Source organism: Ruegeria sp. BG3 (assembly GCF_056538485.1).
Genome location: NZ_JBQFTE010000006.1, coordinates 1 through 26635 on the forward strand (window position 1 = coordinate 1; position 26635 = coordinate 26635).

Below are 26635 nucleotides of genomic sequence, written 5' to 3' on the forward strand. Positions count from 1 at the left end.
TCCTGACCAATGATGAAGATATCGCTAAGAAAGTGAATTCGGCGATCTTCCCCGGCATTCAGGGTGGCCCGCTGATGCATGTCATCGCAGGTAAGGCGGTTGCCTTCGGCGAGGCTCTGCGCCCCGAATTCAAGACCTATATCCAGCAGGTGATCACCAACGCGCAGGCGCTGTCGGATCAGCTGATCAAGGGCGGTCTGGACACGGTGACCCACGGCACCGACACCCATGTTGTGCTGGTCGACCTGCGTCCCAAAGGCGTGAAGGGCAACGCGACCGAGAAAGCTTTGGGCCGCGCGCATATCACCTGCAACAAGAACGGCGTGCCGTTTGACCCTGAGAAGCCGACCGTCACCTCGGGCATCCGTCTGGGCTCGCCCGCCGGCACAACACGCGGCTTCGGCGAGGTTGAGTTCCGCCAGATCGCGGACTGGATCATCGAAGTGGTCGACGGTCTGGCCGCCAATGGCGAAGACGGCAATGCCGAAGTCGAGGCCAAGGTCAAAGCCGAAGTCGCCGACCTCTGCGCTCGCTTCGCTATCTATCCGAACCTGTAATTCTTACTGGAAACCGAAAATGAAAACGGCGCCAGAAATGGCGCCGTTTTTCGTTGCAATAACGTTTTGGTCAGATGTACCCGCGCCAGCGCAACACAATCATCGCCAATGCTGCCAAAGCGATCAGGCCCAACGCGACTGAGCCAAGAAAGCTCAGAAACCAACCCAATCGACGGTCCGCCAGATTGATGGCATTCAGATGGCTCTGCACCTCATCCGAGGCTTTCTCAAGCTTCGGCCCGTCCAGAACCAGACGCAGTTTCGGATGTTCTGCCATCGGTTCGGCTTGCGCCAACACCATGGCCTGCTTGTAAACATTGCGCGGCAAACGTCGCTTGGCGCGGCGCACCGAGGCGATCAGCGTCTTGTCCTTGACCCCCAGTTTCTTGCGCAGCAACTGAATGGTCTGCGCGATCTGGGTCTGGATATCTGTTTCCTGCGTCATCTGCGCCTCCTGACGGGACAACTTAACCGCCCTGCACTGGGGCGACAATGGGGCTGGTTGTTCGGTGCAGTCGCGCGTATCACAAGACTATGCTGAACACGATCATCCATGGCGACCCGAAGGACACCCCTCCCCTGTTGATTGCGCACGGGCTTTATGGCTCGGCCCGCAACTGGGGCGTCATCGCGCGGCGTCTTTCCGACGAGCGGCAGGTGATTGCTGTCGACATGCGCAACCACTCGCAGAGCCTGTGGAGCGATGAGCACGACTATCCTGATCTGGCGTCCGATCTGGCGGAAGTGATCGAGAGCCTTGGCGGATCAGCCGATGTCGTGGGGCATTCGATGGGGGGCAAGGCGGCCATGATGCTGGCTTTGCAGCGTGGGGATCTGGTCCGCAAACTGGTGGTCGCCGATATTGCGCCGGTGACCTACAGCCATAGCCAGATCCAGTTCATCGAGGCGATGCGCGCGGTCGATTTCTCGCGGGTCTCGCGCCGGTCCGACGCGGCAGAACAGCTGGCAGAGCAAGGGGTTGACCCGGCTTTGCAGAGCTTCTTTACCCAATCGTTGGATATCGAGGGGAAACGCTGGCTTCTGAACCTTGATGCTCTGGCATCCGAGATGCCCAAGATAATGGGGTTCCCCGAAGTAGACGGACATTGGGATGGCCCGGCGCTGTTTCTGGCCGGGGCCAATTCCGACTATGTTCTGCCCGAACACCGCGACAAGATCAAAGCCCTGTTTCCCGCCGCGCGTTTTGCCAAAATCCCCGGGGCCGGGCATTGGCTGCATGCCGAAAAACCCCGAGAATTTGAGGCCGCCGTCAGGGCTTTCCTGAACGCATAACCTGCGCCTTTAGGCGGGCACAGTCTCGCCGCCGCCATTGACCCAATCCGCAAGGCCGCCAAGGTTGTAGACCTCGTCATAGCCCATATCCTTGAGGAGCTTGCCTGCAAGCGCCGCACGCCCACCGGCGGCGCAATAGAGGATAACGGCCCGATCTTTGCGTAGCTCGGAGTCATGGGATTTCAGCGTGTCATCGGCACGGAACTCAAGCATGCCGCGCGGGATATGATGCGCGCCGGTTGCACGACCTGATTGCTGAAGCTCGACCACGTCGCGGACATCCAGCAGAAGCGCTCCGCCCTCGATCAGCGCCTTGGCTTGATCCACTTCGATGCGCGCGACCACCGCATTGGCCGCCTCCATCATGTCCTTGACTGTTAGTGGCATTTGCACCGCCCCCCTTATTTGCCTACACATGCGAGGATTAGCATGCGACGACGGGTTGGTGTAGCCAAATCACTCTATTGCTCGCGAAACGCCCGAGACATGCTGTCTGAAACAGGCTTGGCGATATAGGCGGCAAAAGTGCGTTCTTCGGTCTGGATCATGATTTCGGCCGGCATGCCCGGAGTGGGCACGAACCCCCTGACGCGCTTCAGCTCTTCGGGCGTCAGGGAGATTCGCGCCAGATAGACCTCTTGCGGGACGCCTTGGGAATCCTCGACCAGCGCGTCGGCTGAGACATAGAAGACCTGACCGCTCAAAACTGGGGTTGTGCGCTGATTGAGCGCGATTAGGCGCACCGTCGCGTCCTGGCCGGTGACGACGCTGTCAATCTCGGTGCGAGGAATCTGAGCCTCGATAATCAGAGGGGCGTCTGCAGGCAGGATTTCGGCGATAGGCTCGCCGGTTTCGATCACGCCGCCGGGTGTGTGGTAGTGCAGGCGCACAACGGTCCCGGTGACGGGCGCGCGCACGACCGCGCGGGCCAGAACGCTACGGGCCTGTCGGGATTTCTCACGCACACTTTCAAGGTCGGCTTCGATCACACCCAACTCATCCAGCGCGGCCTCGCGATAGGCTGAACGGGTGCGGGAGATCTGCTCTTCGTATTTCAACAGCATCTGGTTGATCTCGGCAGCTTCGGCCTGCAGGCGCGCCTGCTGGCCATCGGCCTCGGCCTGAACGCGGCGGATCGTGTTGAGATCGCCTTTGCGCACCAATCCTTTTTCGAACAAGGCTTCCTTTGTCTCGAACTCTTCTTGCAAGATCTCCGAGCGTCTCAGCATGCTCTTCAACTGAGCCTCAAACCCGCTGGCGCGGATCCTTAAGGCCTCCATGTTGCGCGCCAGAAGCGCGACATCGTTCAGCAGCGTTTTGCGCGAGACATCAAAGCTGAGCCGTTGGCCATCTAGGATCGTCATCACCTCAACATCATTTGATGCCTCGATGAGGTCGGGGGAGAAGTTGAGCTTTTCGCGCTCGCCATATTCCGCCAGCAACCGCTCGGTCATGGCTTGCAGGCGGATCTTGCGAATGAACAGCTCTCTCTCATTGGCCTCAGCCGAGGTCTGGTCCAGAGTCATCAGTACCTGACCGGCCTGCACGGCCTCACCTTCCGAGACTTTTATGTCCTCGATAATCCCACCTTCAAGGTGCTGAACGATCTTGTTGCGGCCCGTGGCAACAAAGCTGCCCTGCGCGATAACGGCCGCTGCCAACGGCGCGCTGAAGGCCCAGACGCCGAAGCCGCCGAAACACACGACCAGCATCACGAACCCCACCACGATCAGGCGGTTGATTGAGCGCGGCACTTCGGAATACCAGACGGTCGGCTCGGACGGAGACGTGTTGACGGGTACGATATCGTTCATGATCAGCCCCCCTGTTGGCCTTCAATGCCGGGTTGTTTTCGTGGCGCATTCAGTTGCTGCAGCACCTGTTCACGCTGGCCGAACAAGGCGACGCGCCCGTCGGTCAGCAGCATGATCTTGTCCACCACGTTCAGAAGCGTTGGCTTTTGCGTAATCACAACGACTGTGATCTTGCTGTCCTTGGCCTGAGCTATCGCCCGCGCCAGCGCCTGATCCCCCGCTACATCGAGGTTCGAGTTCGGCTCATCCAACACCACCAGACGCGGATTGCCAAAGAAGGCGCGCGCCAGAGCAATGCGCTGTTTCTGCCCGCCCGACAGGGGCGATCCGTCAGCGGCGACCACGGTTTCATATCCTTGCGGCAGGGTTGCGATCATGTTGTGGACATCGGCCAGAACGGCAGCGTCGTGGATTTGTTCGTCGGTCGCGTCCTCTCGCATCCGACCGATATTGTCCTTGATGGTACCGGGGAACAGCTGCACGTCCTGCGGCAGGTAGCCGATGCTTTCACCAAACTGGCGCGGGTCCCAGTTGCGGATGTCCATCAGATCCAGCCGCACACTGCCCGAGGTCGGCAGGATCGAACCCACAAGCGTCTTGCCCAGCGTCGTCTTGCCCGCGCCGGAATTACCGATGATCGCCAGCGTCTCACCGGGATTGAGCGCGAAGGTGATCCCGTTCAGCACGACGCGTTTGGTCCCGCCCGGCACATAGAGAAGGCGTTCAACATCCAGCCGCCCTTCGGGACGCGGCAGACGCAGCTTTTCGAACTGAAGCGCCGAGTTAGACAGCAGTGCGTTGATCCGCCCGTAAGCCCCGCGGGTCAGAAGGAAGCCGTTCCACCCCTCAATCGAGCCTTCAATCGGTGCAAATGCACGCCCGGCGATAATCGAGGCTGCAATGACCATGCCTCCGGTGATCTCACCTTGCAGGGCCAGAAATGCCCCCCACCCAAGGATCGCGATCTGGGTCAGCAGACGCACGGCCCGCGATATAGCAGCAAAGATCACATTGCGATCCTGCGCACGCACTTGCCAAGTCAACGATTGCGCGGTGTCGCGGCCCCAGATCCGAACGGCCTCGGGGATCATCGCCAGCGCGTTGATGATCTGACTGTTGCGCGACATCGAATCCAGATGCTGGTTCGCCATGGACTGGGCTTTGTTCGCCTCGGCAAACGGTTTCGCGGTCGTTTTCTGGTTGATCAGGGCAATCGTCATCAAAAGCAGGGCCGTTACGACAACGATCATGCCCAGTTGCGGATGCACCAAGAAGATCATCAGGATGAAAAGCGGTGCAAAGGGCACATCCAGAAACGAGATCAACGTGCCCGAGACCAAAAACCCGCGCACCTGCTGCAGATCCCCAAGGGTCTGATACTCGCGACCATTGCCATGCAATGAAGCATGGGCCGCAGCGCTCAGCACCGGAGCGCCCAGCCGCGCGGCCACTTCGACCGCCGTGCGCATCAGCATGAACCGACGGACCGCATCTAAGGCCGCTTGAAAAATCACCGCGCCAGCAACGATCGTGGTCAGCATGATCAGCGTATCCAGGGACCGACTGGTCAGGACCCGGTCGCTAATCTGAAACAGGTAGATCGGAATGGCGAGGATCAGAATATTGGTGGCGCAGGTCAGCACCAGAACGAACACCAGATTGCGGTAGATCGCGCGCATCGAGACCCGCAACGTGCGCCGGAAATCCTCGGGCGGGGTTCGCTTGTGAAAGGTGTGGGGTGGCCCATTGCCGTCACCACCGCCGGATTTGGTCGGCGGCAACGGCTCGTTTGCCTTGGCCTCAATCGTAGTGCCTATGCGATCCCCACCATCTGTGCGCGCAGAGGGGGTCTTGCGCGCTTTGGGTATGTTGGTGTCAACAGGATCAGAGGCCTCGGCTTCGGCCACCCCAGCGCCGCCACCTTCCAAGTTCGTATCTTGCGAAGGGTACGGCTGTTCGCGCCGAAGGGGAGCATCGGCGCGGTGAGTGTTCTTTGAGTCTTCAATGCAGGTTTCTGCTGCCATTTTCTCCTTGTGTTTCAAGGCATCGGCCGTATCGACACGCAGCGCGTCATGCAGCAGAAGCAGGGCTGAATTTTTGGATCTTGGCTTCGTATTCGATCCCTTTTCAGTGCGTGGCACCTCGGACACGGCAACGCCGCCATTTCGATCTAATGGGCTGGAACAGATGGTGCGGCGTGACGAAAACACAATCGACATAAACAAACCTTCCGGTCACTCGCTATAATTACAGGAAATCAGGCCAGCATGGTCTGCAGGCCGTCGTCAGCGCCCGCCATCTCGGTCGGGGCTGTTTGTTTGGCGACGGTTTCGTGGATCTTAGCCAGCTCGCTATTGGCCTCTTCCATCAACACGGCGATGGCGTCATTTGTCAGCTCAGAGATGTCATCCTGATCAGGTACATCATACAGGCTGGCCTGATGCAGGAGCAGATCTGAATAGGTCTCCTCAGCCGCCATCACGACCGAGTCGATCCCGGCCTTGGCAACATTTGCCGCATTCAGCAGGGCATTGCTGCCCGCGATGATTTCCGTCTCGGCAGCCTTGGGCCCAGACACGTGTACATCGTCCTGATCCAGCAGCATGGTGACCTGTTCCATGATGTTGACCTGCATCAGATCGCCCTCAATTTTCAGGGCACGGATCTGCTCCATCCCAGCAAACATGGGATCGTTAAGCAATGCGTCCTCAAGCGCGTCCATATCCGCTTCACCCAGCGCCATGGCATTGGCCATATCCTGATGCAGCACCTTGTGGCTGTCCTCGCCCGTTTTCGACACGGAGGCTTCGTTCATGACAAGGTTTTCATCACCCTGCGGCGAGATCGAGCCGCCCGATACGATATCGTCATCCATCAACACGTTGGTCTGGAACAGCATATCGACTGAGATCATATTGCCGTTGATCATGATCACATCATAGTAGCTGCCCAGCTGGACAATCTCGGTAACGTTGACCATCTGGTTGTCGCCCATTGCATAAAGCGTCGTGCTGGCCGAAATGTCGGCCTGGATGTGGTCGATATCCGTGGCGTCGATCTCTTGTTTGATGAAATTCGCAACGACCAGATCGCCACTGATCCAATCGACCGAGGCAAACGCAGGTTGCTCTTCGGCTCCCTCAGCCTGTTTCAGCCAATAGGCGGCTTTCGCCTCAACGCCGACCGAGGCTGACTGCACCACCTTGGTTCCGCTGCTCCCGCCTTGTTCGATCTGGTCCCAGTCGGAAACTACGGCGACCTGGCTGATCACAGTCAGATCCATCGCCTTTCCGCCCACGGCTATATAGGGCGCATCAATCCAGGCAATCGTTGCCGCCACTTCGTTGACCGCAAGGTTGCCGCCCGCGATGACCATATGGCCGTCGGCAAAGTCTTCGTCATCCGAGCGGTCCCATTCTACGGGCAGCATATCCGGCGTTTCGGTTTCCTCATCTGGTTGGTGATAGGCCGGAAGCAGGTCGTCCCATTCCAGGGCCTCTTCAACCTTTCCGCCGTTTATGATCACACCAACGGCGTCTTCGCCCTGGAACTGGTGAACCGTGACACCATCGATATCAGAGTTCATCGGGTTCACAATCTGCTCGGCAATCTCAGAGAGCAGTTCAAGCGAAGCATAATCGGCCAACGCAAAGGACGGCGCCGCCACCGCATGGAAAGTCAGCGCGGCCTCAAGCATGTCCTGCCCTGCACTGATTAGGGCGTCGACATCGCGGAACTCCCCTTCTCCGACGACATCATTGTCGCGCAGGAACAGTGTCTGGAAGGTGTAGGTGACTGCTGATCCAATCAGTTCGTTCTGAAACTGGAACAGCATCAAAGGCGGTGCTTCCGACGGACCCAATGCCGCCTCGCGTACCGCCTCAGAAGGACCCTCCGGTGGGTCGAGGAAAATGTTTGTCTCATAGTTCGGGCCGTTTGCCGGGGGTGGTGGCGGCAGCTCGGCCGGAGGTGTGTTGAATTTGAAAGGGATCGGGGCATAGTTGCCCGGATCGGCCTTCAACGTGGCCTTGACCTCAATTCTCGTGGGGTCTGACAGATCTTCAAGTTCGACTTTCCGCCTTAGCGCGGTGAACTCTTCATACTGGTCTCTCAATCGTCCTTGTTCGATTGTCAGCTCAAAAGTTCCAACAAAATGTGCAATCGTTTCAGTAATACTGTCGAGGGACATATTAAGGTTCCTTGTCACCCGCGACGGCCGAAAATTTCCGCTTTGGGTTTGCTTAGCCGGGGCCACGTGGCGCGCCCCCGGCGGTTTTGAAAAAAGCTCGGGCTCTGAAAATGGCAGAGCCCGAAACGGGTCTTAGACCTCGGTATCGTCGCTGGCGTAGGACGACGTCATCGAGCCGCCCACCATGGTCGTATCGACCGAGTTACCAAGGACGTTTGCGCCCATGACGATCGACTGGTTGAACGCCGCCGTATCGACAACAGCCGCAGCCGAGGCATAGGATTCGCCGTTCACGATGCCATCGCCACCGTTGTCGGAGCCCCAGGTACCGGCGTTTCCGCCTGCACCACCTGCGCCAGAATTGGCGCCCGAGGCTTCGCCACCGCTATTGGTTGCACCATTTGTCATGCCGCCGGTCGAGCTTCCCATGACCGCGCCGCTGGTGCCGCCAGCCGCTGTGGCCGCTCCACCATAGCCGCCGTCACCGGACATGGCCGAACCTGTCGCGCTGCCGGTACCGGTCGAGGTCGCATCATTGTCAGCCGACCCTGCGCCGCCATATCCGGCAATCGCTTCGGCCAGACTGTCAGCGGTTCCATCGGTGTCAGCTTCTGCAAACACCTCGTTATCACCACCATCGCCAGCAGTGTTGGTCGCATCCGCGGATCCAGCACCACTACCGGTCGATGTCGACGTCGGCGAGGTCATACCACCTGCGCCACCAGTACCTTCGGCAGTCGATTCACCGGTTCCGGTTGCTTCGGCCGTGCCATCAGTCGCATTGCTGCCACCGGCTCCGCCCGAACCATCGGGGGTTTGCAGGTTGTTGGTCGCACCTGTCACGTCGCCCGGGCTTTGCGAGATGTCAGGACCTGTCGCAGACTGGTCGCCAACGCCTTGCGCGTCCGAACTTGTGTCAACGCGGCCTCCGCCTGCGCCACCGGCACCTGCACCGCCTGGGCCATTGCCGCCCATGCCCATGCCGCCAGTGCCTGCACCGCCAGGACCGTTACCGCCAGCACCTGCACCACCGGGACCATTCCCGCCAGCACCCGCGCCACCAGGGCCATTGCCGCCAGAACCAGCTCCGCCAGGTCCGTTGCCGCCCGCTCCGGTACCACCGGGGCCGTTGCCGCCCGAGCCTGCTCCGCCAGATCCGGCGCCACCGGTTCCGGTTGCATCTCCGGCTGTGCCGCCACCGCCAGTTGTCGGATCAGGATCGGCCAGATTCAGGCCAAGACCAAGGTTCTGCTGGTTCAGCGCAGACAGGGCACCTTCGGCTGTACCTGATGTACCACCAGGACCTGCGCCGCCTGGGCCTGCACCGCCCGGACCATTGCCACCGGAGCCCGAACCACCCGGTCCGTTGCCACCCGTGCCAGTTCCGCCCGGTCCGTTGCCACCTGAGCCGGTTCCACCCGGACCGTTGCCACCTGTGCCGGTTCCGCCTGGGCCATTACCACCTGTGCCTGAACCACCCGGACCATTGCCGCCGGTTCCTGCACCGCCAGTGCCGCTGCCGCCGGGACCATTGCCACCATCTGCGTCATTGGCACCCAGAGCGCCAGAACCCGCGATACCCGCAGCATTGTTGCTACCTGCGGACGCGCCGTTGGCCTGATTGCTGCCGGAGCTTGTGTTATCGGCACTACCGCTGGATTGCGCATTGCCGCTGCCGGCATTCGAGCCTTGTGCGGATGCATCTGTTCCTGCGAGACCCAAGCCGGTTCCTAGCGAGCCAGACGTATTGTCGCCGCCGTTGGCGTTGCCGTCAGCGTTCGAACCAGACAGGCCAAGACCCAAGCCAAGACCAAGAGATCCGGCCGCGCCACCTTCTCCGCCATTGCCGGAGCCACTTGCACTGGACGACCCGGTATTGTTCGCGGTCGAGTTGCTGTTGGCATTGCCGCCTGCCGCGCCAGTACCAGTGCCATCTGCGTGCGCGCCGGAAAGACCCAGACCGATGCTGCCGTTGTGCGCCTCGCCCGAGCTTGCGCCTGCACCACCAGTTGCCGCGCCGTTGGCATCTCCAGAGTGGCCACCAAGGGCCATCGAAGTGCTGCCATAGGTGTCACCCCAGGCTTCGCCGCCATGGCTGGTGCCGCCGCTACCGGACGCTCCACCATCAGACGAGGAATCAATGCCCTCTTCCGCAGTTGCGTTACCTCCGGTCGCATGGCCGTTCTGTTCGAAAGTGCCGGTGTTGGACACTGTCGCTCCGTTCAGCGTGTCATTGTCCGTCAGGCTGGCATACTGGTTGTTGAACGACGCCATGTCGTTGCCTTCGCCGTTCAACGAGAAGTCCAGGTTCAGATCGTCGCCCGGATCATAGTTTACGTCGTCTCCGGCCGTGATCACGTCGCCGGTCGAGGCATCATCGGCAATGTCCACATCGACCTTGTCATCGTCGCGCGGAATCCACTCACCTTCACCAAAGTCGATATCGACCCGGTTCACATTGTCATTGGTGCTGTTGCCATTGTCGCGAACGGTATTGCTGTCATTGCCACCATTGGTGTTGCTGTCATTGCCACCATTGGTGTTGCTGTCATTGCCGCCATTGGTGTTGCTGTCGTTGCCACCATTGGTGTTGGTGTCGTCACCGCCGGTAGTGTTGTCAACGGACTGCTGTTGTTGCTGTTGCTGCTGTTGGGCGTTTGCAGCCATCTCCATTTCGGGATCTTCAACAACCGGTTCATCAACGACCGGGTCCATGTCTTCGACATCAATTTCTTCGACGGTTGTGACTGGGGATAGAATTCTACGGTCAGACATATTGATTTCCACTCTATTGGCGCACCTGACCACCATTCATCTCAAAGGTGGTTACCTGTGCGGTTGAAACAAAAATCCGCACGGTATGCCTAAGCGCATATCCCTGCGGTCTACTGGTTCCGAGCTCTTTGCACCTCCTTTCCCGGCTAAGCCGACGTCCCCGCTGAAAAGAGATTCGCGAAAATGCGCGAAAAGCGGGCGTTAAAGGAAAAACCTTCGCAATCTGAAGTAGAGGAAGCGTCGCAGCCTTTGACAAAGCTGCCAAGCTGTCGAAAAGCTCTAGAACGGCTAGTCTGTTGAAATCCGGGAATATTGCCAGCTCGTTAAGAATTTTCGCCGAAAAGCGGACCTAAAACCCTACCGATTGGGCCTATACGAAAGAAGCCGTTGAATTCCCTCTACTTACCCGAAATGGCCGGAACACAACCCTAATCAATGGTTCTACGACCTATTGCCAGCTTCCAATCTCAGGTTGCTGAAACCCCATATTTCGTCTACAATTAGCTTGTATTTGATAGACTATTTTGACTTACGAATTACCTGAATTTCTTGTGTAAAACTGCGAAAAAGCAGTTTGGTTTTTATAAGTGGGGGGGGACAGTAATGATTGACCCGTCTAAACGTGAATACGCCTACCAAAACACCAAGACCGAAGACCTTTCCATTCACTTCATTGGCCGAGAGCTTTTTCTCTCCAATCAAACCCTGAGAAGCGTCCAGAACGAATTTGATGTTCGCGCCTCGCGTTTCGATTCACTGGACGACTTGACCTCGGCCAAAGCAAAGGCCAGCCGCGTTCTGGTCGTAGATCAGGTCATGCTAGAGGATCTGCTGGAACGGCCGAGTAAATACGCGGCACAGGTTCCGTTTGGCTGCCTCGCGTTTTCCTACCGCAAGGACGCTGCAGCCCGGCATCTGTTTGAACGCTGGGATCGCAGTCGGTACGGCGAGATCGGCTTTCTGCCTATGAACGTCGCCCCTGATGTGTGGCGGTCGATCCTGAGGCTGCTTATGCATGAGCAGCTGCACCTGCCCAGCTTCCTCGCGGATTGTGTCGCTGGCCCCCAAGCGAACCCCTGCAAGGCCCCAGCATCATCTGTAACGCCCAAGCCCGCCGACTCACAGCAGGTTGAACTCTTCGACAGGCTGACAAAACGGGAAAAGGAGGTCCTCAGGTTGGTGTCTCAAGGGCAGAGCAACAAAGTCATCGCCGCCGGGTTGGGGATCACGGAACATACCGTCAAGTTGCATATGCATAACGTGGTCGGCAAGATCGGGGTCAGCAACCGCACTGCGGCTGCTCATTTCTATTTCGAGGTTGCGCCGTTTGATGCGCAAAGCCCCCGTGTTGGCTGATCTCGTGGAAGAACGGTTTGACCGGCTTATCCTGTTGGTGGGGCGGTTAAACTATATGTGGACCAACACCGAAAGCCTGTTGATCCACCTGATTGCCGGTCTGGCTGGAACCAGCAAAGACTCTGCCGTTATCATCTTTCTGACCCTGAACACGACCCGCGCCCGGATTGATCTGGTTGAGCGGCTCGCGAAAATGGATGGCCGCCCCGAGGGTATTCGGGACCCGATCCTGGAGCACACCAAACGGCTTGGAAAACTGTCCGGCATCCGCAACCGGTTCAATCACTGCATCTATTCCTTTGATCCCGAAAGCGGCAACCCTAAGACCATTCTGATGCGCATTGCGGACCGGAAAACAGACATCAAAATGGGTCGCACGGATACTTTGGACGGTGAGGCCTTGCTCGAGATCGAACAGGTTGTCGAAGATTTGTCCACCCTGAACCGAGATATCTGGCAGCTGATTACAAGGCTCGACTATCCGGTCTAAGGAGCTGTGTGTGGTACCCGCGGCCGGACTCGAACCGGCACGGCCTTCCGGCCCAGAGATTTTAAGTCTCTTGTGTCTACCATTCCACCACGCGGGCAACCTGTGTCGACCCGCGGTCGGCACGCGTTGAGAACTACGCCCATAGCTTTGCGAATTCAATGCGCTTCGCACTGAAAAACGGTTGAAAAATTGCACAAGTATCGCTGTGCTATCGGAGTCAATGCGGCAAGCATGGCCACTCCGCGATCACCTGCCCCTCGCGCACCGCCAAAACCGATCCGAACAGGTTCAGAACAGCCTCGCTCTGGCTCGGACGGATCAACGCGATGTCACCGGGTTTGACGGCATGGCCAGCGCGGCCGGTCCAAACCTCCTGATTGCTCGACCGCCCGAAGACCGAGGAATAGGTGAATCCGACGGGGTGAATGGGTTGGCCGGGGAAATACCCTCCGAAGATCGCGATATGGGTTTTGCGCTGGGGCAGGAATTCCAATCCGGGCAAAGGGTTTGAAGGCATGGTCTTGAGAACAGGGGTGGCCAGAAACGCAGCCGGTTGAAAGCAAGTGGTGGTCGCGTGGTCGAAATCGGATGGCTTCACGAGGATCGAGCCAAACGCAACCTCGGTGGCTGGCCCGGGTGCGCGGTAGCTCTGGAACGTAAGGCTACCGCCAGTGTTCAGGCAATAGTCCGCACCTTCAGGCAGCGAAGCCACGGCTTGAGCAAACGCCTTAGCGCTCGACTTGCTCGCGCGGGACTTGAGGAGACCAGGCAGCTTCGCCAGATGCGCCTCATACCCCATAAGCCCGCTTAGACGCGCGTTTGGATGCGCTGAGATAGCTCGTGCGAGTTCGGAAACCTGATCCACTTTCAACCCGCCACGATGCAGGCCGATATCCACCTCAAGCGACAAACGCAGGGCCGTTTGGCTTGTCTCCGCCAAGGTCAGATAGTCACGCAAGCGTTGGGGAGTGTCGATCAGCCATTGCACTAGGTCTGTGGCGTCCGGGCAAGACTGCAACAAACGCGCGGCAGAGGTTACGGGTAGCGGTTTTCCGATCAGATGATCTGTCTCTTGTTCCGCTTGCAGAAGAGCCAACAGCATCGGTTCGGAGAAGCTCATCAGACCTGAGCTGGGGATCAGCCCGCGGATATGATCCAGCAACGGTAGGCAAGGCAGGGATTTTGCCACCAAGCGCCGGTCCAGACCGGGGTCAGCTGCGGCCTGTGCTGCCCGGCAATTTGCCTCGACCCGATCCAGGTCTATTGCGACGACAGGCTGGTCGACCCCGTGGGTGCGCAATGCCTCGGACAACCGGGTGAGGTAGGGATCGCTCATGGCCGGAATAGCCGGGCCAAGGCGGGCGTCATGAATTTGCCCTGTGGGTCCAATTCCTCACGCAGGGCGCAGAACCGGTCGAAATCCGAATACAGGCCGGATAAGTCTTTGTATGAAAGACTGTGCATCTTGCCCCAATGCGGGCGCCCTCCGGCCTCAAGAAACAGAGACTCCAGCGCGTTGAAATAGCGGCTGTGGTCTTCACCCGCATCCGTGTGCAGCGCGATCGAGATCCGTGGGCCGCCCTGAAAAGGCGACAGGCAGGCTGTATCACCTGCCGTCTGGCGCACTTCGATCGGGAAATAGATTTCTTTGTGATCACGCTCCAGACGGAGAAGTACCTCGGCCAACACATCACCAGCGACATCAGCGGGCAGATGATACTCCATCTCCTTGAACTGGATATGCCGATCGCTGCACAGCACCCGCCAGCTTTCGCCGACGTAGTCTTCATCCGACTGGGCCAGCGTGAGCAGGTTTAGCAAAAGCTTGCGCAGGCCGGGACTGAAGCGTCCCGCGTTGCGGGCGAGCTTCAGCACCTTGACCGCAAGCATATCCAGATCGCGCGGTGCCTTGCTTTCGGGCGCGTCGGTGAGGGCGTGGCGCAATTCGACCGCTTTGCCGGTAAAGGGGATGTAGAAGAACTCAAAATTCCGGCTATCGGTCCAGTTCTGATGCATGTTGGCTAAGACATCCGGCAGATCGGTCAGCGTGACTTGACGGCGCAGATTGTATTTCGGCACGACATTGATCCGCGCCTCGGTCAGAATACCCAAGAGGCCCAGCGTCACCTGCGCCAAGTCTAGTGGGATTTGCGAAGTGGTCAGAATATCACCGGTCGCCCCAATAAACTTGGCATCCGTAATCTCGGCCGCAATGCAAGGCAATGTTCGCCCAGTGCCGTGAGTAGCCGTGGACGCAGCCCCGGCCAGAGACTGCGTGTTTATGTCACCCAAATTGCGAAACGCCACGCCCTGCTCGGCCAAAGCGAGCGAAAGATCACGCAGACGGGCATTGGCATTGACCCAGACCTGCCCATCTTCGACCGGTCCAACCGTAGGCAAATGCAACTGTGACAGATCCAGTATCCGCTCGGCCCCGCCTACGATTGGGGTAAAGGAGTGCCCTGCCCCGACGACCCGCAGGTTCTCAGGTTCCGCAACCGTCGCCCGCAGCTGATCCAACCCCAAAGGGCGCACAATCGGAGCGGTGGCGGTTTCGTTCCCGGCCCAGTTTGACCACATGCTTATAGTCCTCCCAGAGAGAGGATTGCAGCCAAGGCACAACCAAACAAGTCAGGATATCAGCGCATTACGCTACGTGAGGCTGCCCTCAGGCGGCATCCGCCCGCTGGGCCGAGACCTTTTCGAACCAGCTGACAATCGCCTCAAGATCCGGGGATAGCTGTTCCGCCGCGCCGCCCGTGAAGGCCTGAAACTTCTCATCGTTCAATCCGTTCACGCCCAGCAGAACAGGAATGTCCTGCGCCAGCGCCTCGGCGATGACGGGGCGGAAACCGCGCCCGTCGGCCTCGTGCTTGCCGAACTTGTTGATGATCATCAACTGCGGGTCATCTGCAAGCGTTGCCATGACCTGTCCCACAGCCTGCTCGAGCGCCGCAGGGTCGAGACGGCAGCCGCGCGCATGCTCGCCTAAGGATTGCGATATACGGATGGTCTCGCCATCGGGCAATACCTGCACATCCATATCGCATTTGCTGCTATCGGTGCATTCCGTATTGGTCTGCACGACCCCCGCCAGTTTGGCACCACGCGCCAGCAGGTGTGCGGCCACGGCGCTTAACAAGCGGTCGGTCGCGCCGCGATCGGTGGTGGTAACATAGGCCAGATGCATTTTTGGACCTCGTAAGTCAGACTTCGGCATATCAGATAGCACGGGACACACTGGTCGACCACTCCTTGCGTCAGGGAAGTGGCGAGACGCCGATCACAGCACCGTGCAAGGCGATCAGAACGATAAAGACGGCAAGCGAGGCAAGCCACACGTGAAGGGGCGGCCAAGGTGAGGGCGCGCGCAGTGAAAACCTTGCGGTATTGCGCGACAGGCGCGGCCAATCCGCACCAAAAGACCGGGCTGTCCGGCGGTCGATTAGCGTCATGCCCAGCGCGGCAAAACCGGCGAACAGGCCAAATAAGATCACGTGAGACAAACTGCCATTCGCCAGAAGATGCGCCCCGGCCCACAGCATCAGCGCCGCCAGAAGCGGATGGCGGGTGGTGCGCAGAATACCGGGGCGGTCCGGATCAAAAGCCGCCATACCAAGCCCACCAAAGGAAAACGGGTTGGTGATCGTCAGTCCGGCCACAGCCAGCCAGCACACAACCGGCATCACGACCAATGGCACCCAGCGCAGCACCGGCCACGGGGGGATGACCTCGACATAGGGCGCATTCGCTGCGGCCACGATCAGCCATGCAAGGACAATGAGGGACAACAGCGAATACGCCAGCAGATACCCACTTTGCCCCAGAACTGTGATCAATCTGGCCCGCACCGGTGCCCGCGCGGGAATGGCGTGGCTCAGGAAAAACGCCGTCAAAGCCGTTATGAATGGCACCCAACTGGACATGGACTCTCCGATAGATGTTTCGACCCGTGTAGCGGTATCGTGCCGATTTGGTCTTATGCCAGATTAAGTACCGGCTGCGGCCCGGCCACGTCTACGTGAAATCGCCTTGCGCAACGCAAGTGACGCACTAGGGTTGACCTCATGGCCTTGCGCATTCTGTTTATGCTCCTTTTACTTCTGTCTTCCTGCGGGCGTCCCCTGACCGAGCAGGAGCGTGGCTTTGCAAGCGCGGTGCAAGGCACGACCTTGGATCTGGATAGCGTCCGGCTGGTCAAAGGGGCCCCTGTTGTGCCGGTCACCTATTTCCGCGAAGCCCGCCCGCGTGAGGCCTGCCGGGAGCGCATCCTGCCCCCTGTCGAGTCTGGTGTGGTTACCGGAAAACCGGCCGCCGTTGCCCTGTTCAACAAGGTCTATTTCGCGCGCGATTGGTATCTTGAGGACTATATGTCCGACTACCCCGAAGAGATGAACCTGATCGCCGCCATGCTGCTGGCGCACGAACTGACCCATATCTGGCAATGGCAGAATCGCGAGACCACAGGCTATCACCCACTGCGGGCCGCAGCAGAACATGGCGGGCGCAAGGATCCGTATCTGTTCGATCTGGAAACCTCGCCCGATTTCCTGTCCTACGGGTTTGAACAGCAGGGCGCGATTGTCGAGGAATATGTCTGCTGTCGTGCACTGGACCCTCAGGCGCAGCGCACCAAAAGGTTGCACGATATGCTGGGGGAGCACTTCGATCTGTCCCCGCTGCCACAGACCGGCCGTGAGCGGGACATTGCAATCCCTTGGAGTGAGGCAAAGATCGAAGGCATCTGCAGCTAAGGCTTAGCTGTCCTGCAGGGTTTTCAGATACTCCACCAGATCCACGATGGGCTGGCTGGTGAGGATCGGCTGCCCATCGGGCGTTTTGATCGCCGTGTCCTGCCCTTCGAAATACGGGCCATAAACTGGCATCGGACTGCCATGGCTCACCAACGGATCACGCCCGTCAATCCGCCCCACCACGCGGGCCGTAGGGAAAACACCGTCTGCATTTGCCAGTGTCTTCAGGTTGGTCGGCTGAATGACAAGCACACCCGCCATCGGCCCATGGCCGGTCGCATCAATCCCATGGCAGGTGGCGCAATAGTGCTGGTAAAGCTCAGCGCCTTTCTCTGCATCCTGCGCCCAGAGGGGGACAGACATGGCAATCAGAGCTGACGCCGTTGCAAAACATAGCTTTGTGATCATCGCATCCTCCTACCACAACTGCTGTCAACAGGGTTGCCCGCTGCGCGGCTTGGCGCAATGATCCAGATCAACGAATACGGGTAAAGAGGGTTCGGGCCATGACACAATACGCAGCCATCATGTTGGCCGCCGGGATCGGAGTCCCAATCCTAGCCGCTTTGAACGCGGCGCTTGGCAAGCTCATTGGCTCGCCAACCACAGCGGCTGTGATCCTGTTTGCCATCGCCTTCGGGTCTTCCGCACTGGTGATGGTGGTCTTTCCCGGTTTTGAGGCGCTGTCAAAATTGTCGCAAGCGCCAAAACACCTGTTGCTCGCGGGCGTTCTGATCGCTTTCTACGTCCTGTCGATCACCCATGTCGCGCCGCATTTCGGCGTCGGCAATGCCGTGTTCTTTGTCCTATTGGGACAATTGATCAGCACGGCCGCCATCGACCATTTCGGCCTGTTTGGCGCGCAGGTCACGCCACTTACCCTGATGCGCGCAGGAGGTATTGCGGTGATGGCAATCGGAGTGGCGATCACTCAACTGGCTTGAGCACCCCACCTTCCAGCCTGACGATCCGGTCCATCCGTGCAGCCAGGTCCAGATTATGCGTGGCGATCAGAGCAGACAGGCCCTGGTCGCGAACCAAGGTCATCAGGGCCTCAAACACCTGATCCGACGTATCCGGATCAAGGTTGCCCGTCGGCTCATCCGCCAGCAAAACGCGCGGCGCGTTGGCCAGAGCGCGACAGAACGCGACCCTCTGCTGTTCACCCCCGGACAGCGCCGCCGGTCGGTGATCGGCGCGTTGGGCGACTCCGACGCGGTCCAACAGGGACATCGCCCTGCCCTGCGCGTCCCGCTCGGACACACCGTTGGCGAGTTGTGGCAGGGTGACGTTCTCCAGCGCTGTGAATTCGGGCAGCAGATGGTGGAACTGGTAGACGAACCCGACATCCTGACGCCGCACAGCCGTGCGTGTGCGGTCGCCTTTTCCTGCAAGATCCTGACCCGCAATCTCAACGTTGCCACTGTCCGGCGTGTCCAGCAGCCCGGCGATATGCAAAAGGGTCGACTTGCCCGCACCCGATGGCGCAACAAGCGCGACGGCCTCACCCGCCTGCAACTCCAGATCAATCCCGCGCAAAACCTGCACCTCACCCGGAGTGCCCTGCAGGTAGGTTTTCGTCAGGCCGTTCAGCCGCAAGCTCACATCATTCATAACGCAGCGCCTCAACCGGGTTCAGCCGCGCGGCGCGGCGGGCGGGGAAATAGGTGACAAGAAAAGACAGGCCCAGAGACAAGCCAATCGCCTTGAGAACGTCACTGAGGTGAAGTTCGGCGGGCAAAGCGTAGATTCCACGAATGGATGGATCCCAGACACCACCGCCCATGGCGAAGTTTACAAACGAAAAGATCGGGTCGATATAGAGCGCGAAGAGGCAGCCCAGGATCACCCCCATGACCGTGCCGATGATGCCCGTGAAGGCGCCGCAGATGAAAAACACCCGCAGGACAGAGCCCTCGCTGAGACCAATAGTGCGCAGGATTCCGATGTCCCGGCCCTTGTTTTTAACCAACATAATAAGGCCCGAGACGATGTTCATTGCCGCAATCAAAACAAGGATCGACAGGATGATGAACATCACGTTGTCCTCGACCTCCAGTGCCCTCAGGAACCCGCCCGAGGCGTCCTGCCATGTCCAGATCTGGCTGCGCTCGCCTGCGGCTTCAAGGATGGGGATCAGGATCGGATTGAGGTCTTCGGGGCGTTCGACCATGACCTCGATCTCGTCGGCGACGCCCTCACGATTGAAGAAACTCTGCGCCTGCGAGAACGGCATGTAAACCCGCGTGCGGTCGATATCGTAGCGCCCGGCCGAGAACACGTAGACAACGCGATATGCATTCACCCGTGGCGACGTTCCAAAGGCGGTTTTGACACCGTTGGGCGAAGTCAGTTTGACGGTATCGCCAACGGTGGCACCAATGCTACGGGCCACGCCTGAACCGATGGCGATAACGTCTTCGCCCGTCTGGAACTGGGACAGATCGCCAACCGTTTCTTCGCTTTCCGCAATCCCCGGCAAGTCGCGCAGATCGTCCGGTCGCATCCCAAAGACCTGAACCCCACTGCTGCGGTCGCGGTTGGTGATCAGCACCTGCCCTTTGACCAAGGGCGCAACCCTCTCAACGCCGGGCACCTGCGCCAGACGCGCCGTACGATCCTCAAAATCCGCTATGGTCCGGTCAACCCGTCCTTGCGCGTCGATCTCACCCGAGGAATAGACGGTCACATGTGCGTTAGCCCCCAGAATGGTGCCAACGAATTCAGCCCGGAACCCCGAGCGCACCGCTAGGGTCGCAATCAGGGCAAAAACAGCCAGCGTGATCCCGATCAGCGAGATCCAGGTCATCACGCTGACGCCGCCCTCGGCCCGACGCGCACGTAGGTAGCGCCAGGCGATCTTCCATTCAAAAGGGGCGAAAGGCGGGGGTGTTTTGGCCATGCCTGCTCCGGGTTATTTTCTGGTTTGGCGCGACCCTTTCGGCATTTCGCCCGAGGGTCAAGCCGCTTGTCCTTATGGGTCAGCTCGAAAGCGCGGAAGTTTGCTGCAGAACCTCTTCGGTCACGTGGCGATCGCATATGCCACGCGTTTCAAGGGCCGCATAGACTTGCCCGCGCAAATCCTCTGGCAAGTTTGCAACCGCCCTGTTGTGCAGCCCGAGGGTCAGCGATCTGTCGTCCTGCAGCCGCGCGACCAGCTTAGCCAGTTCATCCGTGGAATAAGTCGGCCACATCCCAATATGCGCAGGGTCAGCGGGTTCGAACCAGGGCGCATAGCCATCAGGTGACTTCAGACAAAAGGCGTTCATCAACATGAACTCCGATGGCCGCCGCTTAGACGCAAACAGCGCCTGAACCGAGCCATAGCGTGTATTGATCTCATCAAGCAGCGAAAGGATCAGCGTCCGGCGTACCGGGAAGGGCGTGGAAAACGTCGTGGTGCGCAGATCGTCCGTCAGCGTTTGTCCAACGCCCAAAGCCTCAAGGCTCTGGAACAACCAATTGCGGTGATAGTCGCTGTGAACTGACATGAACTGAATGCGGGCTGGTCCTTGGGGAGAGAAGAACTCGCCTTCTTCGAACGACCGTAGGAACAGGTTCTTGGTGTCGAGAATGACGATGTTCTCGGCCTCTGCCACCCGCGCCGCGCCCAGTTTCAGTACCTGTTGCATGCGGTAGCCATTGTTGCCCCTCCATCCGCCTTTGCGGATCAGAGGTAGGCGATAGCGGTCTTCGATGAGGATACGATCTTTCAGCGGCCGCCGGGCAGTGTGCCCCTCGCCCAGCAACACCTCTTCGCCCTTCAGAATCCGCACTTTAGGACGCAGCGGGCCATAGTACTGCAGGATCGGTTCGATCGTCGCTGCTAGCCCAGCCTCATCTATATCGTTCAGAATAACATGGATCGAGGCCACCTGATCCGGCGCAACAAACCTGGCCATAGACATCGCCTGAAGCCTGAGCAGCGGATAATCCTTGGAATAGACAATAGTGGCGAAACTCAGCACGAACCTGTGGCCTTTCTCTGGGGCGTGCCCTCGTCTATCAGCAAATCTGCCGAGGTCAAATTGCACTGCCTCCAGATCGAAACGAATCACTTACCGGTCCTTTGGCAGGGTAAAAGTAGTCTTGCCCGCCAATTGGTTACACCAGAGGTTGTGACGACCTTCACAGACAGGCCGCTATTGTTTCAGCTATGAAGTCAATATCGGCATTGCGTGAGGCACTGAACTCAAAATGCCACAACAATTAAGCAATTTTATTTCGCTTTTTGCTTAATATCAGAAACTTTGTCACCCTGACTTTGGGGGAACACATTTGAAAGAGCGGGGGTCGCTCATGAATATTCAAAATACAACACTTGGGACGGGCCCGATTTTGGCCCACAAACCTTCATCAGATTTGGATTGTGAGACTGCGGCACTGCTTCGTGCGGCGATCCGTCCGATCTTTGCAAGCGCAGTTAGCTGGAACAATTTGGCCGAGGTCCTAAGGGACAAGGGCTATCGTCTTGCCTTTCGCGAAGGGCGTCTTTGCGTAACCGACCGCGACACCGGCGCACGCATCTGCGGGATCCGGTTTCTGGGCTTTGAGCTTCGCGACCTGGTACGCCGCATGGGGCGTCCGATCGTTGTGGCCCGCGGGAACGACGCAGACGGCGACATTCTGACTGCGCGGCCAGTCGTACGGGCCTAAAAACTGCGCCAGAATTGAACGGACCGGCGCAGGGTTTTTGCCAGACTGTGGCGCGCGGCGATCTTGATCGGCTCGGGTGTGTCGGGTCGCCGTAACAGCTCCCAGATCAGACGAGCCGGCATGTGGCCACGTCGATAGAACCCGGCGAAATCATTCAGACTGAGGGCTTTCGCGGATTTGAATCCCGCGTAGTAATTCATCCAGACCCGAGCGTAATCCTTGCCAGTCGCGTCCTGATCACTGGTCGCGCCACGATCCCAGAATAGTGAGATCGGCTCATCCATACGCTCACCCTGATAGCCCGAACCAATCAGGCGCAGCATCAGGTCATAGTCGGCAGCAATACTGAACTGGTTATCGTGCCCGCCCAGCGCCTGAAACACATCACGACGAATGAAGACCGAGTTATGGCAGAACGGCATGCGCTGCAGGATGGCTTTCAGCGACATCCGTTTTTCCATCGTCTCGCCACCATCCTCATACCGGCGCAGCGTTGAGCCATATAGGAAGTCAGGCTTGGTCGCCTCCACCCGATCTGCGGCTTGGTTGAGAATATCATCCGAGGCCAGTGAGTCGTCAGAGTTCAGAAACAATAGGTACTCGCCCTTTGCTGCCTGCGCGCCCTTGTTCATCGCGTCATACAAACCGTCATCTGGTTCACTGATTACGCTCGTGCGCGGCATCCCTTCGGTCAACTCGTGCAACAGAGCGACAGTGCCGTCGGTTGAGGCACCATCCTGGATGATATGCTCGGCCCGCGCGCAACTCTGGCGCTGCATGCAATCAACAACGCCTTTGAAACTGTCCTGCCGCCCTTGGGACAGCAGGTTGTAGGTCGCGGTGATGACCGAGATGAGCGGATCAGGCGATCTGCTCATAAATCCCGGCAATTTTGGTGACGGCGGCTTCGGGGCTCAGTTCTTCGCTTTCGCCCGTGCGGCGGCAGGTCAGCTCGACCACACCGTTTTTCAGGCCGCGCGGCCCGACGGTGATGCGCCATGGCAGGCCGATCAGGTCCATGGTGGCGAACTTTCCCCCTGCCCGCTCGTTGCGGTCGTCATAGAGCGGCTCAAGACCCAGAGCGGTCAGGGCGCCATAGAGCTTGTCACAGGCCGCGTCCGCCTCTTCATCACCTTGCTTCAGGTTGACAATGCCGCAATGGAACGGTGTCACACCCTCGGGCCAGATGATGCCTTTGTCATCGTGGCTGGCCTCGATGATCGCGCCGATCAGGCGGCTAACACCAATGCCGTGGCTACCCATGTGAACCGGAACCGGCTTGCCATCGGGGCCTTGAACGGTCGCGCCCATGGCTTCTGAGTACTTGGTGCCGAAGTAAAAGATCTGCCCCACTTCGATCCCGCGCGCCACGCGGCGGCGCTCTTCTGGGATCTGGTTGAAAAGCGCCTCATCATGGGTTTCGTCCGTGCGCGCGTATTTTGAGGTGAACTCTTCCAAAATCGCCTGACATTGCGCGCGGTCATCATAGTCGATCTGACGGTCGCCAAAGGTCAGATCAGTGACGGCGCTGTCATAGAAGACCTCGGATTCACCAGTGTCGGCCAGAACCAGGAACTCGTGCGTGTCATCGCCGCCAATCGGGCCGGAATCGGCGCGCATCGGAATAGCCTGCAGGCCCATGCGTTCGTAGGTGCGCAGGTAACTCACCAGATGGCGGTTATAGGCGTGAAGCGCGTCTTCTTTGGTCAGGTCGAAATTATAACCGTCCTTCATGTAGAATTCGCGCCCTCGCATCACGCCGAAACGCGGGCGGATTTCATCGCGGAATTTCCACTGGATTTGGTAGAGGGTCAGCGGCAGGTCCTTGTAGCTGCTGACATGGCCGCGGAAGATGTCGGTCACCAGCTCCTCAGCCGTGGGCGTATACAGCATGTCGCGACCGTGACGGTCCTGCATCCGCAACATCTCTTGCCCGTAGTCATCATAGCGACCGGATTCGCGCCACAGATCCGCCGATTGCAGGATCGGCATCTGGATCGCGATATGGCCCGCGCGCGCCTGTTCCTCATGCACGATGTTTTCCAGCTTGCGCAGGACTTTGAAGCCCAGCGGCAGCCAGGAATAGATCCCGGCCGAGGCCTGCTTGATCATCCCGGCGCGCAACATCAGCCGGTGGCTGACGATCTGGGCCTCGGAGGGGTTTTCCTTGAGAACGGGCAGAAAGTAACGGCTAAGGCGCATTGGGTGACCTTCAAAGGTGGGTTTGAGCTTTTCAAGGTGATTATGCCAAACCCCCGCCGGGGGCAATCGGCCATTGGTGATTTTGCGACCCAAGGTCCGTCGCATTTTTTATTGACCAGCCAATCAGGAACCTAAAGTGTGACGGAAATGTAAAATCATGAGGCACCGATGCAGACAATCTCGGAACCCGCCCGTCAAATCCCTGTTGTTCACCAGACGGATGTGCTGGTCGTCGGCTCTGGCCCCGCAGGCCTTGCCGCCGCTTTGGCTGCCGCACGCGCAGGGGCGGAAGTGTCGCTGGTCGATCGTTTCGGCTGCATGGGCGGCAACATCACCGCCGTGGGGGTGGAAGGATTCGCGTGGTACCGCCACGAACAAACAGTCGAGGCTGGCGGCATCGGCATGGAGTTCGAAACCCGCGCCAAAGACATGGGCGCCGCAGTGCCGGAAAGCCAGTCGCTCAGCTATGAGCTGGACAGCGAAGGATTCAAGCTGGTGGCCGACAAGCTGGTCGAAGAGGCGGGCGTGTATCCGATGCTGCACCGACAGTTCGTGGCCCCGATCATGGAGGGCGACCGGATCACCGGCATCATCACCGAATCCAAAGCCGGTCGCGAGGCGATTCTGGCTAAGGTCGTGATCGACGCGACCGGCGACGCCGATGTCGCCCACCGCGCTGGCGCCCCCACCTACAAGACCGCGCGCGAGGATATGATGGCTGCCTCGGTAATGTTCCATCTCGCCGGTGTCGACAAACGCGCCTTTATGGAAGGCGTCAAAGCCGACCCGCAGACCTATAAAGACTGGGGTGGCGGTGGCGAATGGAACATCGAAACCTCGGGCAAAGAGGACGACATGTTCTCTCCCTTCGTTCACAAACCTTTCCAGCAGGCAATTGATGAAGGGTTGATCCCGCCTCATCTGAACACCATCGCAGGCACATGGGGTGCGATGCACGACACGGGTGAGCTGACCTATATGAACCTCATCCATCTGGCCGAAATCGACGGCACCGACCCTGACAGCCTCACAAAGGGTGAGATCGAAGGCCGGCGTCAATCCATGCTCGCCATCGAGGCGCTGCGTCGCTTCATGCCCGGCTGTGAAAACGCGCGCCTGCGGAATTTTGGGATGACCATCGGCATCCGCGACACGCGCAAGATCGACGCGGTCTACAACATGACCGAAGAGGACGCGCGCCATCAGGGCCGGTTTGAGGATACGATTGGTATCTATCCCGAGTTCATCGACGGCTACGGCATCCTGATCCTGCCGACCACTGGCCGCTATATGCAGGTACCCTATCGCTCGATGCTGCCCAAAGGTGTCAAAGGGCTTTTGGTTGCCGGACGTTCGCACGGGGCCGACAAGGTGGCCCATGCGGCCACACGCAACATGGCGTGCTGCGCGGTCATGGGACAAGGGGCCGGCATCGCGGCGGCCTTGTCGCTGAAAAGCAATCAGGAGCTGCACAGCATGAACCTTGCCCCGGTCCACGCTGAATTGGACCGACAAGGCGTCAGGATTCACTGATGGACTACATTCCGACAATCGACCTCAGCCCTCTGCGCGACGCCACGCATCCCGACCGGGACCAAACCGTGCAGCAGATCATGGAGGCCTGCACGGAGATCGGATTTCTGTCCATCAAGGGCACTGGCATTCCCCAGGCAAATGTTGACGCGGTGCGCGACATGGCGCGCGCGATCTTTGCGGTCGAAGAGGCCTCTAAATGGCAACAAGCCATCACCCGCGAGAACTATCGCGGGTTTATCCCAATGGGGTTCTTCACGCCAAATGACGGCTCGGGCAAAGCCGACAAATACGAAGGCTACAAGCTGCATCACGAAGTCGACGCCGATGCTGCGATCCGTCAAGACTGTGGCCTCTATGGCCCAAACATCTGGCCGGTCGAAGTGCCGGGGTCGCGCGAAGTCATCCTGACCTACTGGTCGATGCTGGATGACGTGGCAGACCTTCTGCTCGCAGCGCTAGAAACCGGGCTGGAGTTGCCGGAACGCCAATTGCGCGACGCGTTCCGAGACCCGATGACCAACATGACCCTGCTGCACTACCCTCCGCAGGCTCCGGATGAGGGCGGCTATGGCATCCATCCGCACAAGGACACGGATGCCCTGACCATCATCGCCCCCGATCCCGTCGGAGGGCTGGAGGTGCAAACCCGCACCGGAGACTGGATCACGCCGGACTGCCCGCCCGGTGGCTTTGTCGTCAATATCGGCGACATGCTGGAACTGTGGTCGGGCGGTCGATTGAAATCCACGCCGCACCGCGTCGTCAACCGATCAGGGCGCGAGCGGTACTCGTTCCCCTATTTCGCCGTTCCGCGCCATGATGTGGTTGTCGAAACTCTGCTGCCCGCCCTGCCCGGCTTTGATCGCCCCGCCGTTCATTGCGGCCATTGGTCCGCTGAAATCTGGCGCACCAACTGGCCGGACGAGACCGCGACAGGGGATACTCCGGAACTGGGCACCCTGACCGACTGACCTGCAGAAACCAAGGCCCATGAACCGCTTGCATCGCCGCGC

25 protein-coding genes and 1 tRNA gene are annotated in these 26635 nt (G+C 59.2%); 9 read left to right on the forward strand and 17 right to left on the reverse strand.

Going from position 1 to position 26635, the window contains the following annotated elements; all coding sequences use genetic code 11:
• Nucleotides 1-557 (forward strand): PLP-dependent aminotransferase family protein (locus ACR0AI_RS10425; RefSeq protein WP_480674220.1); only part of this gene is annotated, 557 nt, incomplete at its 5' end.
• A 70-nt stretch (nucleotides 558-627) separates the two neighbouring features.
• On the opposite strand, the gene ACR0AI_RS10430 is transcribed toward ACR0AI_RS10425, so the two are convergent.
• A complete protein-coding gene (locus tag ACR0AI_RS10430) occupies nucleotides 628-1002 on the reverse strand; it encodes a hypothetical protein (protein ID WP_480674218.1) in 375 nt (124 codons plus the stop codon).
• Nucleotides 1003-1091: 89 nt separating this feature from the next.
• Here ACR0AI_RS10430 and ACR0AI_RS10435 point away from each other — a divergent pair, with 89 nt between their 5' ends.
• A complete protein-coding gene (locus tag ACR0AI_RS10435; RefSeq protein WP_480674216.1) occupies nucleotides 1092-1850 on the forward strand; it encodes an alpha/beta fold hydrolase in 759 nt (252 codons plus the stop codon).
• Nucleotides 1851-1859: 9 nt separating this feature from the next.
• Here the strand turns inward: ACR0AI_RS10435 and ACR0AI_RS10440 are convergent, their stop codons facing one another.
• From ACR0AI_RS10440 to ACR0AI_RS10460, 5 genes are all read right to left on the reverse strand, one after another.
• A complete protein-coding gene (locus tag ACR0AI_RS10440) occupies nucleotides 1860-2237 on the reverse strand; it encodes a rhodanese-like domain-containing protein (RefSeq protein WP_480674214.1) in 378 nt (125 codons plus the stop codon).
• A 74-nt stretch (nucleotides 2238-2311) separates the two neighbouring features.
• A complete protein-coding gene (locus tag ACR0AI_RS10445; protein WP_480674212.1) occupies nucleotides 2312-3664 on the reverse strand; it encodes an HlyD family type I secretion periplasmic adaptor subunit in 1353 nt (450 codons plus the stop codon).
• A 2-nt stretch (nucleotides 3665-3666) separates the two neighbouring features.
• Nucleotides 3667-5883, reverse strand: a complete 2217-nt coding sequence (locus ACR0AI_RS10450; RefSeq protein ID WP_480701318.1) for a type I secretion system permease/ATPase — start codon at nucleotides 5881-5883, stop codon at nucleotides 3667-3669.
• 38 nt (nucleotides 5884-5921) lie between these two features.
• Complete coding sequence (locus ACR0AI_RS10455) at nucleotides 5922-7853, reverse strand: type I secretion protein (protein ID WP_480674208.1); 1932 nt, start codon at nucleotides 7851-7853, stop codon at nucleotides 5922-5924.
• 132 nt (nucleotides 7854-7985) lie between these two features.
• Nucleotides 7986-10628 carry a beta strand repeat-containing protein gene (locus ACR0AI_RS10460; RefSeq protein WP_480674206.1) on the reverse strand — a complete coding sequence of 881 codons (2643 nt, stop codon included), beginning with the start codon at nucleotides 10626-10628 and terminating at the stop codon, nucleotides 7986-7988.
• Between the two features lie 603 nt (nucleotides 10629-11231).
• On the opposite strand from ACR0AI_RS10460, the gene ACR0AI_RS10465 reads away from it, so the two are divergent.
• Nucleotides 11232-11984: a helix-turn-helix domain-containing protein gene (locus tag ACR0AI_RS10465; protein WP_480674204.1), complete on the forward strand. Its 753-nt coding sequence runs from the start codon at nucleotides 11232-11234 to the stop codon at nucleotides 11982-11984.
• Nucleotides 11959-12474 (forward strand): hypothetical protein, encoded by a 516-nt coding sequence (locus ACR0AI_RS10470; protein ID WP_480539872.1) that lies wholly within the window; start codon nucleotides 11959-11961, stop codon nucleotides 12472-12474. Before ACR0AI_RS10465 ends, ACR0AI_RS10470 begins: the two co-directional genes overlap by 26 nt.
• Nucleotides 12475-12485: 11 nt before the next feature.
• Here the strand turns inward: ACR0AI_RS10470 and ACR0AI_RS10475 are convergent.
• From ACR0AI_RS10475 to ACR0AI_RS10495, 5 genes are all read right to left on the reverse strand, one after another.
• A tRNA-Leu gene (locus ACR0AI_RS10475) sits at nucleotides 12486-12571 on the reverse strand.
• A gap of 120 nt (nucleotides 12572-12691) precedes the next feature.
• The gene (locus tag ACR0AI_RS10480; protein ID WP_480674201.1) at nucleotides 12692-13810 is read right to left on the reverse strand and encodes an alanine racemase; all 1119 of its coding nucleotides are present in this window, start codon (nucleotides 13808-13810) and stop codon (nucleotides 12692-12694) included.
• Nucleotides 13807-15054 carry a D-arabinono-1,4-lactone oxidase gene (locus ACR0AI_RS10485; RefSeq protein ID WP_480674199.1) on the reverse strand — a complete coding sequence of 416 codons (1248 nt, stop codon included), beginning with the start codon at nucleotides 15052-15054 and terminating at the stop codon, nucleotides 13807-13809. The genes ACR0AI_RS10480 and ACR0AI_RS10485 overlap by 4 nt, the downstream gene beginning before the upstream one ends.
• Before the next feature lie 88 nt (nucleotides 15055-15142).
• Nucleotides 15143-15664, reverse strand: coding sequence for a DUF2478 domain-containing protein (locus ACR0AI_RS10490; RefSeq protein ID WP_170489822.1), 522 nt, complete (start codon nucleotides 15662-15664; stop codon nucleotides 15143-15145).
• Nucleotides 15665-15734: 70 nt separating this feature from the next.
• Nucleotides 15735-16400 (reverse strand): NnrU family protein, encoded by a 666-nt coding sequence (locus ACR0AI_RS10495; RefSeq protein ID WP_480674197.1) that lies wholly within the window; start codon nucleotides 16398-16400, stop codon nucleotides 15735-15737.
• 162 nt (nucleotides 16401-16562) lie between these two features.
• On the opposite strand from ACR0AI_RS10495, the gene ACR0AI_RS10500 reads away from it, so the two are divergent.
• A complete protein-coding gene (locus ACR0AI_RS10500; protein ID WP_480701320.1) occupies nucleotides 16563-17228 on the forward strand; it encodes a hypothetical protein in 666 nt (221 codons plus the stop codon).
• 3 nt (nucleotides 17229-17231) lie between these two features.
• Here the strand turns inward: ACR0AI_RS10500 and ACR0AI_RS10505 are convergent, their stop codons facing one another.
• A complete protein-coding gene (locus ACR0AI_RS10505; protein ID WP_170461977.1) occupies nucleotides 17232-17636 on the reverse strand; it encodes a c-type cytochrome in 405 nt (134 codons plus the stop codon).
• Between the two features lie 98 nt (nucleotides 17637-17734).
• Here ACR0AI_RS10505 and ACR0AI_RS10510 point away from each other — a divergent pair, with 98 nt between their 5' ends.
• Complete coding sequence (locus tag ACR0AI_RS10510) at nucleotides 17735-18172, forward strand: DMT family transporter (protein ID WP_480674194.1); 438 nt, start codon at nucleotides 17735-17737, stop codon at nucleotides 18170-18172.
• Here the strand turns inward: ACR0AI_RS10510 and ACR0AI_RS10515 are convergent.
• The 3 genes from ACR0AI_RS10515 to ACR0AI_RS10525 all read right to left on the reverse strand — a co-directional run bounded on the left by ACR0AI_RS10515 (nucleotide 18156) and on the right by ACR0AI_RS10525 (nucleotide 21130).
• Nucleotides 18156-18842, reverse strand: a complete 687-nt coding sequence (locus ACR0AI_RS10515) for an ABC transporter ATP-binding protein (RefSeq protein ID WP_480563737.1) — start codon at nucleotides 18840-18842, stop codon at nucleotides 18156-18158. The two genes, ACR0AI_RS10510 and ACR0AI_RS10515, sit on opposite strands and share 17 nt — an antisense overlap.
• On the reverse strand, nucleotides 18835-20130 hold the full coding sequence (locus ACR0AI_RS10520; protein ID WP_480563735.1) for a lipoprotein-releasing ABC transporter permease subunit: 1296 nt from the start codon (nucleotides 20128-20130) through the stop codon (nucleotides 18835-18837). The genes ACR0AI_RS10515 and ACR0AI_RS10520 overlap by 8 nt, the downstream gene beginning before the upstream one ends.
• A gap of 79 nt (nucleotides 20131-20209) precedes the next feature.
• On the reverse strand, nucleotides 20210-21130 hold the full coding sequence (locus tag ACR0AI_RS10525; RefSeq protein WP_480674191.1) for a DUF6492 family protein: 921 nt from the start codon (nucleotides 21128-21130) through the stop codon (nucleotides 20210-20212).
• 397 nt (nucleotides 21131-21527) lie between these two features.
• Between ACR0AI_RS10525 and ACR0AI_RS10530 the strand changes: the two genes are divergently transcribed.
• Nucleotides 21528-21884, forward strand: a complete 357-nt coding sequence (locus tag ACR0AI_RS10530; RefSeq protein ID WP_480674189.1) for a hypothetical protein — start codon at nucleotides 21528-21530, stop codon at nucleotides 21882-21884.
• Here ACR0AI_RS10530 and ACR0AI_RS10535 read toward each other — a convergent pair.
• Nucleotides 21881-22762, reverse strand: a complete 882-nt coding sequence (locus ACR0AI_RS10535; protein ID WP_480674187.1) for a glycosyltransferase family 2 protein — start codon at nucleotides 22760-22762, stop codon at nucleotides 21881-21883. The genes ACR0AI_RS10530 and ACR0AI_RS10535 overlap by 4 nt on opposite strands.
• Complete coding sequence (proS, locus tag ACR0AI_RS10540) at nucleotides 22746-24086, reverse strand: proline--tRNA ligase (RefSeq protein ID WP_480674185.1); 1341 nt, start codon at nucleotides 24084-24086, stop codon at nucleotides 22746-22748. Before proS ends, ACR0AI_RS10535 begins: the two co-directional genes overlap by 17 nt.
• Nucleotides 24087-24254: 168 nt before the next feature.
• Between proS and ACR0AI_RS10545 the strand changes: the two genes are divergently transcribed.
• Together ACR0AI_RS10545 and ACR0AI_RS10550 are read left to right on the forward strand one after the other, a co-directional pair.
• Nucleotides 24255-25619: an FAD-dependent oxidoreductase gene (locus ACR0AI_RS10545; RefSeq protein WP_480674183.1), complete on the forward strand. Its 1365-nt coding sequence runs from the start codon at nucleotides 24255-24257 to the stop codon at nucleotides 25617-25619.
• On the forward strand, nucleotides 25619-26593 hold the full coding sequence (locus ACR0AI_RS10550; RefSeq protein ID WP_480674181.1) for an isopenicillin N synthase family dioxygenase: 975 nt from the start codon (nucleotides 25619-25621) through the stop codon (nucleotides 26591-26593). The genes ACR0AI_RS10545 and ACR0AI_RS10550 overlap by 1 nt, the downstream gene beginning before the upstream one ends.
• The last annotated feature ends 42 nt before the right edge of the window (nucleotides 26594-26635 follow it).

Bases quoted from the DNA above. Each gene is read 5' to 3' on its own strand.
- ACR0AI_RS10465 (WP_480674204.1), top strand. From the start codon at position 11,232: ATGATTGACCCGTCTAAACGTGAATACGCCTACCAAAACACCAAGACC.
- proS (WP_480674185.1), bottom strand. From the start codon at position 24,086: ATGCGCCTTAGCCGTTACTTTCTGCCCGTTCTCAAGGAAAACCCCTCC.
- ACR0AI_RS10450 (WP_480701318.1), bottom strand. From the start codon at position 5,883: ATGTCGATTGTGTTTTCGTCACGCCGCACCATCTGTTCCAGCCCATTA.
- ACR0AI_RS10520 (WP_480563735.1), bottom strand. From the start codon at position 20,130: ATGGCCAAAACACCCCCGCCTTTCGCCCCTTTTGAATGGAAGATCGCC.
- ACR0AI_RS10455 (WP_480674208.1), bottom strand. From the start codon at position 7,853: ATGTCCCTCGACAGTATTACTGAAACGATTGCACATTTTGTTGGAACT.
- ACR0AI_RS10530 (WP_480674189.1), top strand. From the start codon at position 21,528: ATGAATATTCAAAATACAACACTTGGGACGGGCCCGATTTTGGCCCAC.
- ACR0AI_RS10505 (WP_170461977.1), bottom strand. From the start codon at position 17,636: ATGATCACAAAGCTATGTTTTGCAACGGCGTCAGCTCTGATTGCCATG.
- ACR0AI_RS10550 (WP_480674181.1), top strand. From the start codon at position 25,619: ATGGACTACATTCCGACAATCGACCTCAGCCCTCTGCGCGACGCCACG.
- ACR0AI_RS10535 (WP_480674187.1), bottom strand. From the start codon at position 22,762: ATGAGCAGATCGCCTGATCCGCTCATCTCGGTCATCACCGCGACCTAC.
- ACR0AI_RS10480 (WP_480674201.1), bottom strand. From the start codon at position 13,810: ATGAGCGATCCCTACCTCACCCGGTTGTCCGAGGCATTGCGCACCCAC.
- ACR0AI_RS10495 (WP_480674197.1), bottom strand. From the start codon at position 16,400: ATGTCCAGTTGGGTGCCATTCATAACGGCTTTGACGGCGTTTTTCCTG.
- ACR0AI_RS10485 (WP_480674199.1), bottom strand. From the start codon at position 15,054: ATGTGGTCAAACTGGGCCGGGAACGAAACCGCCACCGCTCCGATTGTG.
- ACR0AI_RS10525 (WP_480674191.1), bottom strand. From the start codon at position 21,130: ATGGCCAGGTTTGTTGCGCCGGATCAGGTGGCCTCGATCCATGTTATT.
- ACR0AI_RS10440 (WP_480674214.1), bottom strand. From the start codon at position 2,237: ATGCCACTAACAGTCAAGGACATGATGGAGGCGGCCAATGCGGTGGTC.
- ACR0AI_RS10460 (WP_480674206.1), bottom strand. From the start codon at position 10,628: ATGTCTGACCGTAGAATTCTATCCCCAGTCACAACCGTCGAAGAAATT.
- ACR0AI_RS10430 (WP_480674218.1), bottom strand. From the start codon at position 1,002: ATGACGCAGGAAACAGATATCCAGACCCAGATCGCGCAGACCATTCAG.
- ACR0AI_RS10445 (WP_480674212.1), bottom strand. From the start codon at position 3,664: ATGAACGATATCGTACCCGTCAACACGTCTCCGTCCGAGCCGACCGTC.
- ACR0AI_RS10515 (WP_480563737.1), bottom strand. From the start codon at position 18,842: ATGAATGATGTGAGCTTGCGGCTGAACGGCCTGACGAAAACCTACCTG.
- ACR0AI_RS10470 (WP_480539872.1), top strand. From the start codon at position 11,959: ATGCGCAAAGCCCCCGTGTTGGCTGATCTCGTGGAAGAACGGTTTGAC.
- ACR0AI_RS10435 (WP_480674216.1), top strand. From the start codon at position 1,092: ATGCTGAACACGATCATCCATGGCGACCCGAAGGACACCCCTCCCCTG.
- ACR0AI_RS10510 (WP_480674194.1), top strand. From the start codon at position 17,735: ATGACACAATACGCAGCCATCATGTTGGCCGCCGGGATCGGAGTCCCA.
- ACR0AI_RS10545 (WP_480674183.1), top strand. From the start codon at position 24,255: ATGCAGACAATCTCGGAACCCGCCCGTCAAATCCCTGTTGTTCACCAG.
- ACR0AI_RS10500 (WP_480701320.1), top strand. From the start codon at position 16,563: ATGCTCCTTTTACTTCTGTCTTCCTGCGGGCGTCCCCTGACCGAGCAG.
- ACR0AI_RS10490 (WP_170489822.1), bottom strand. From the start codon at position 15,664: ATGCATCTGGCCTATGTTACCACCACCGATCGCGGCGCGACCGACCGC.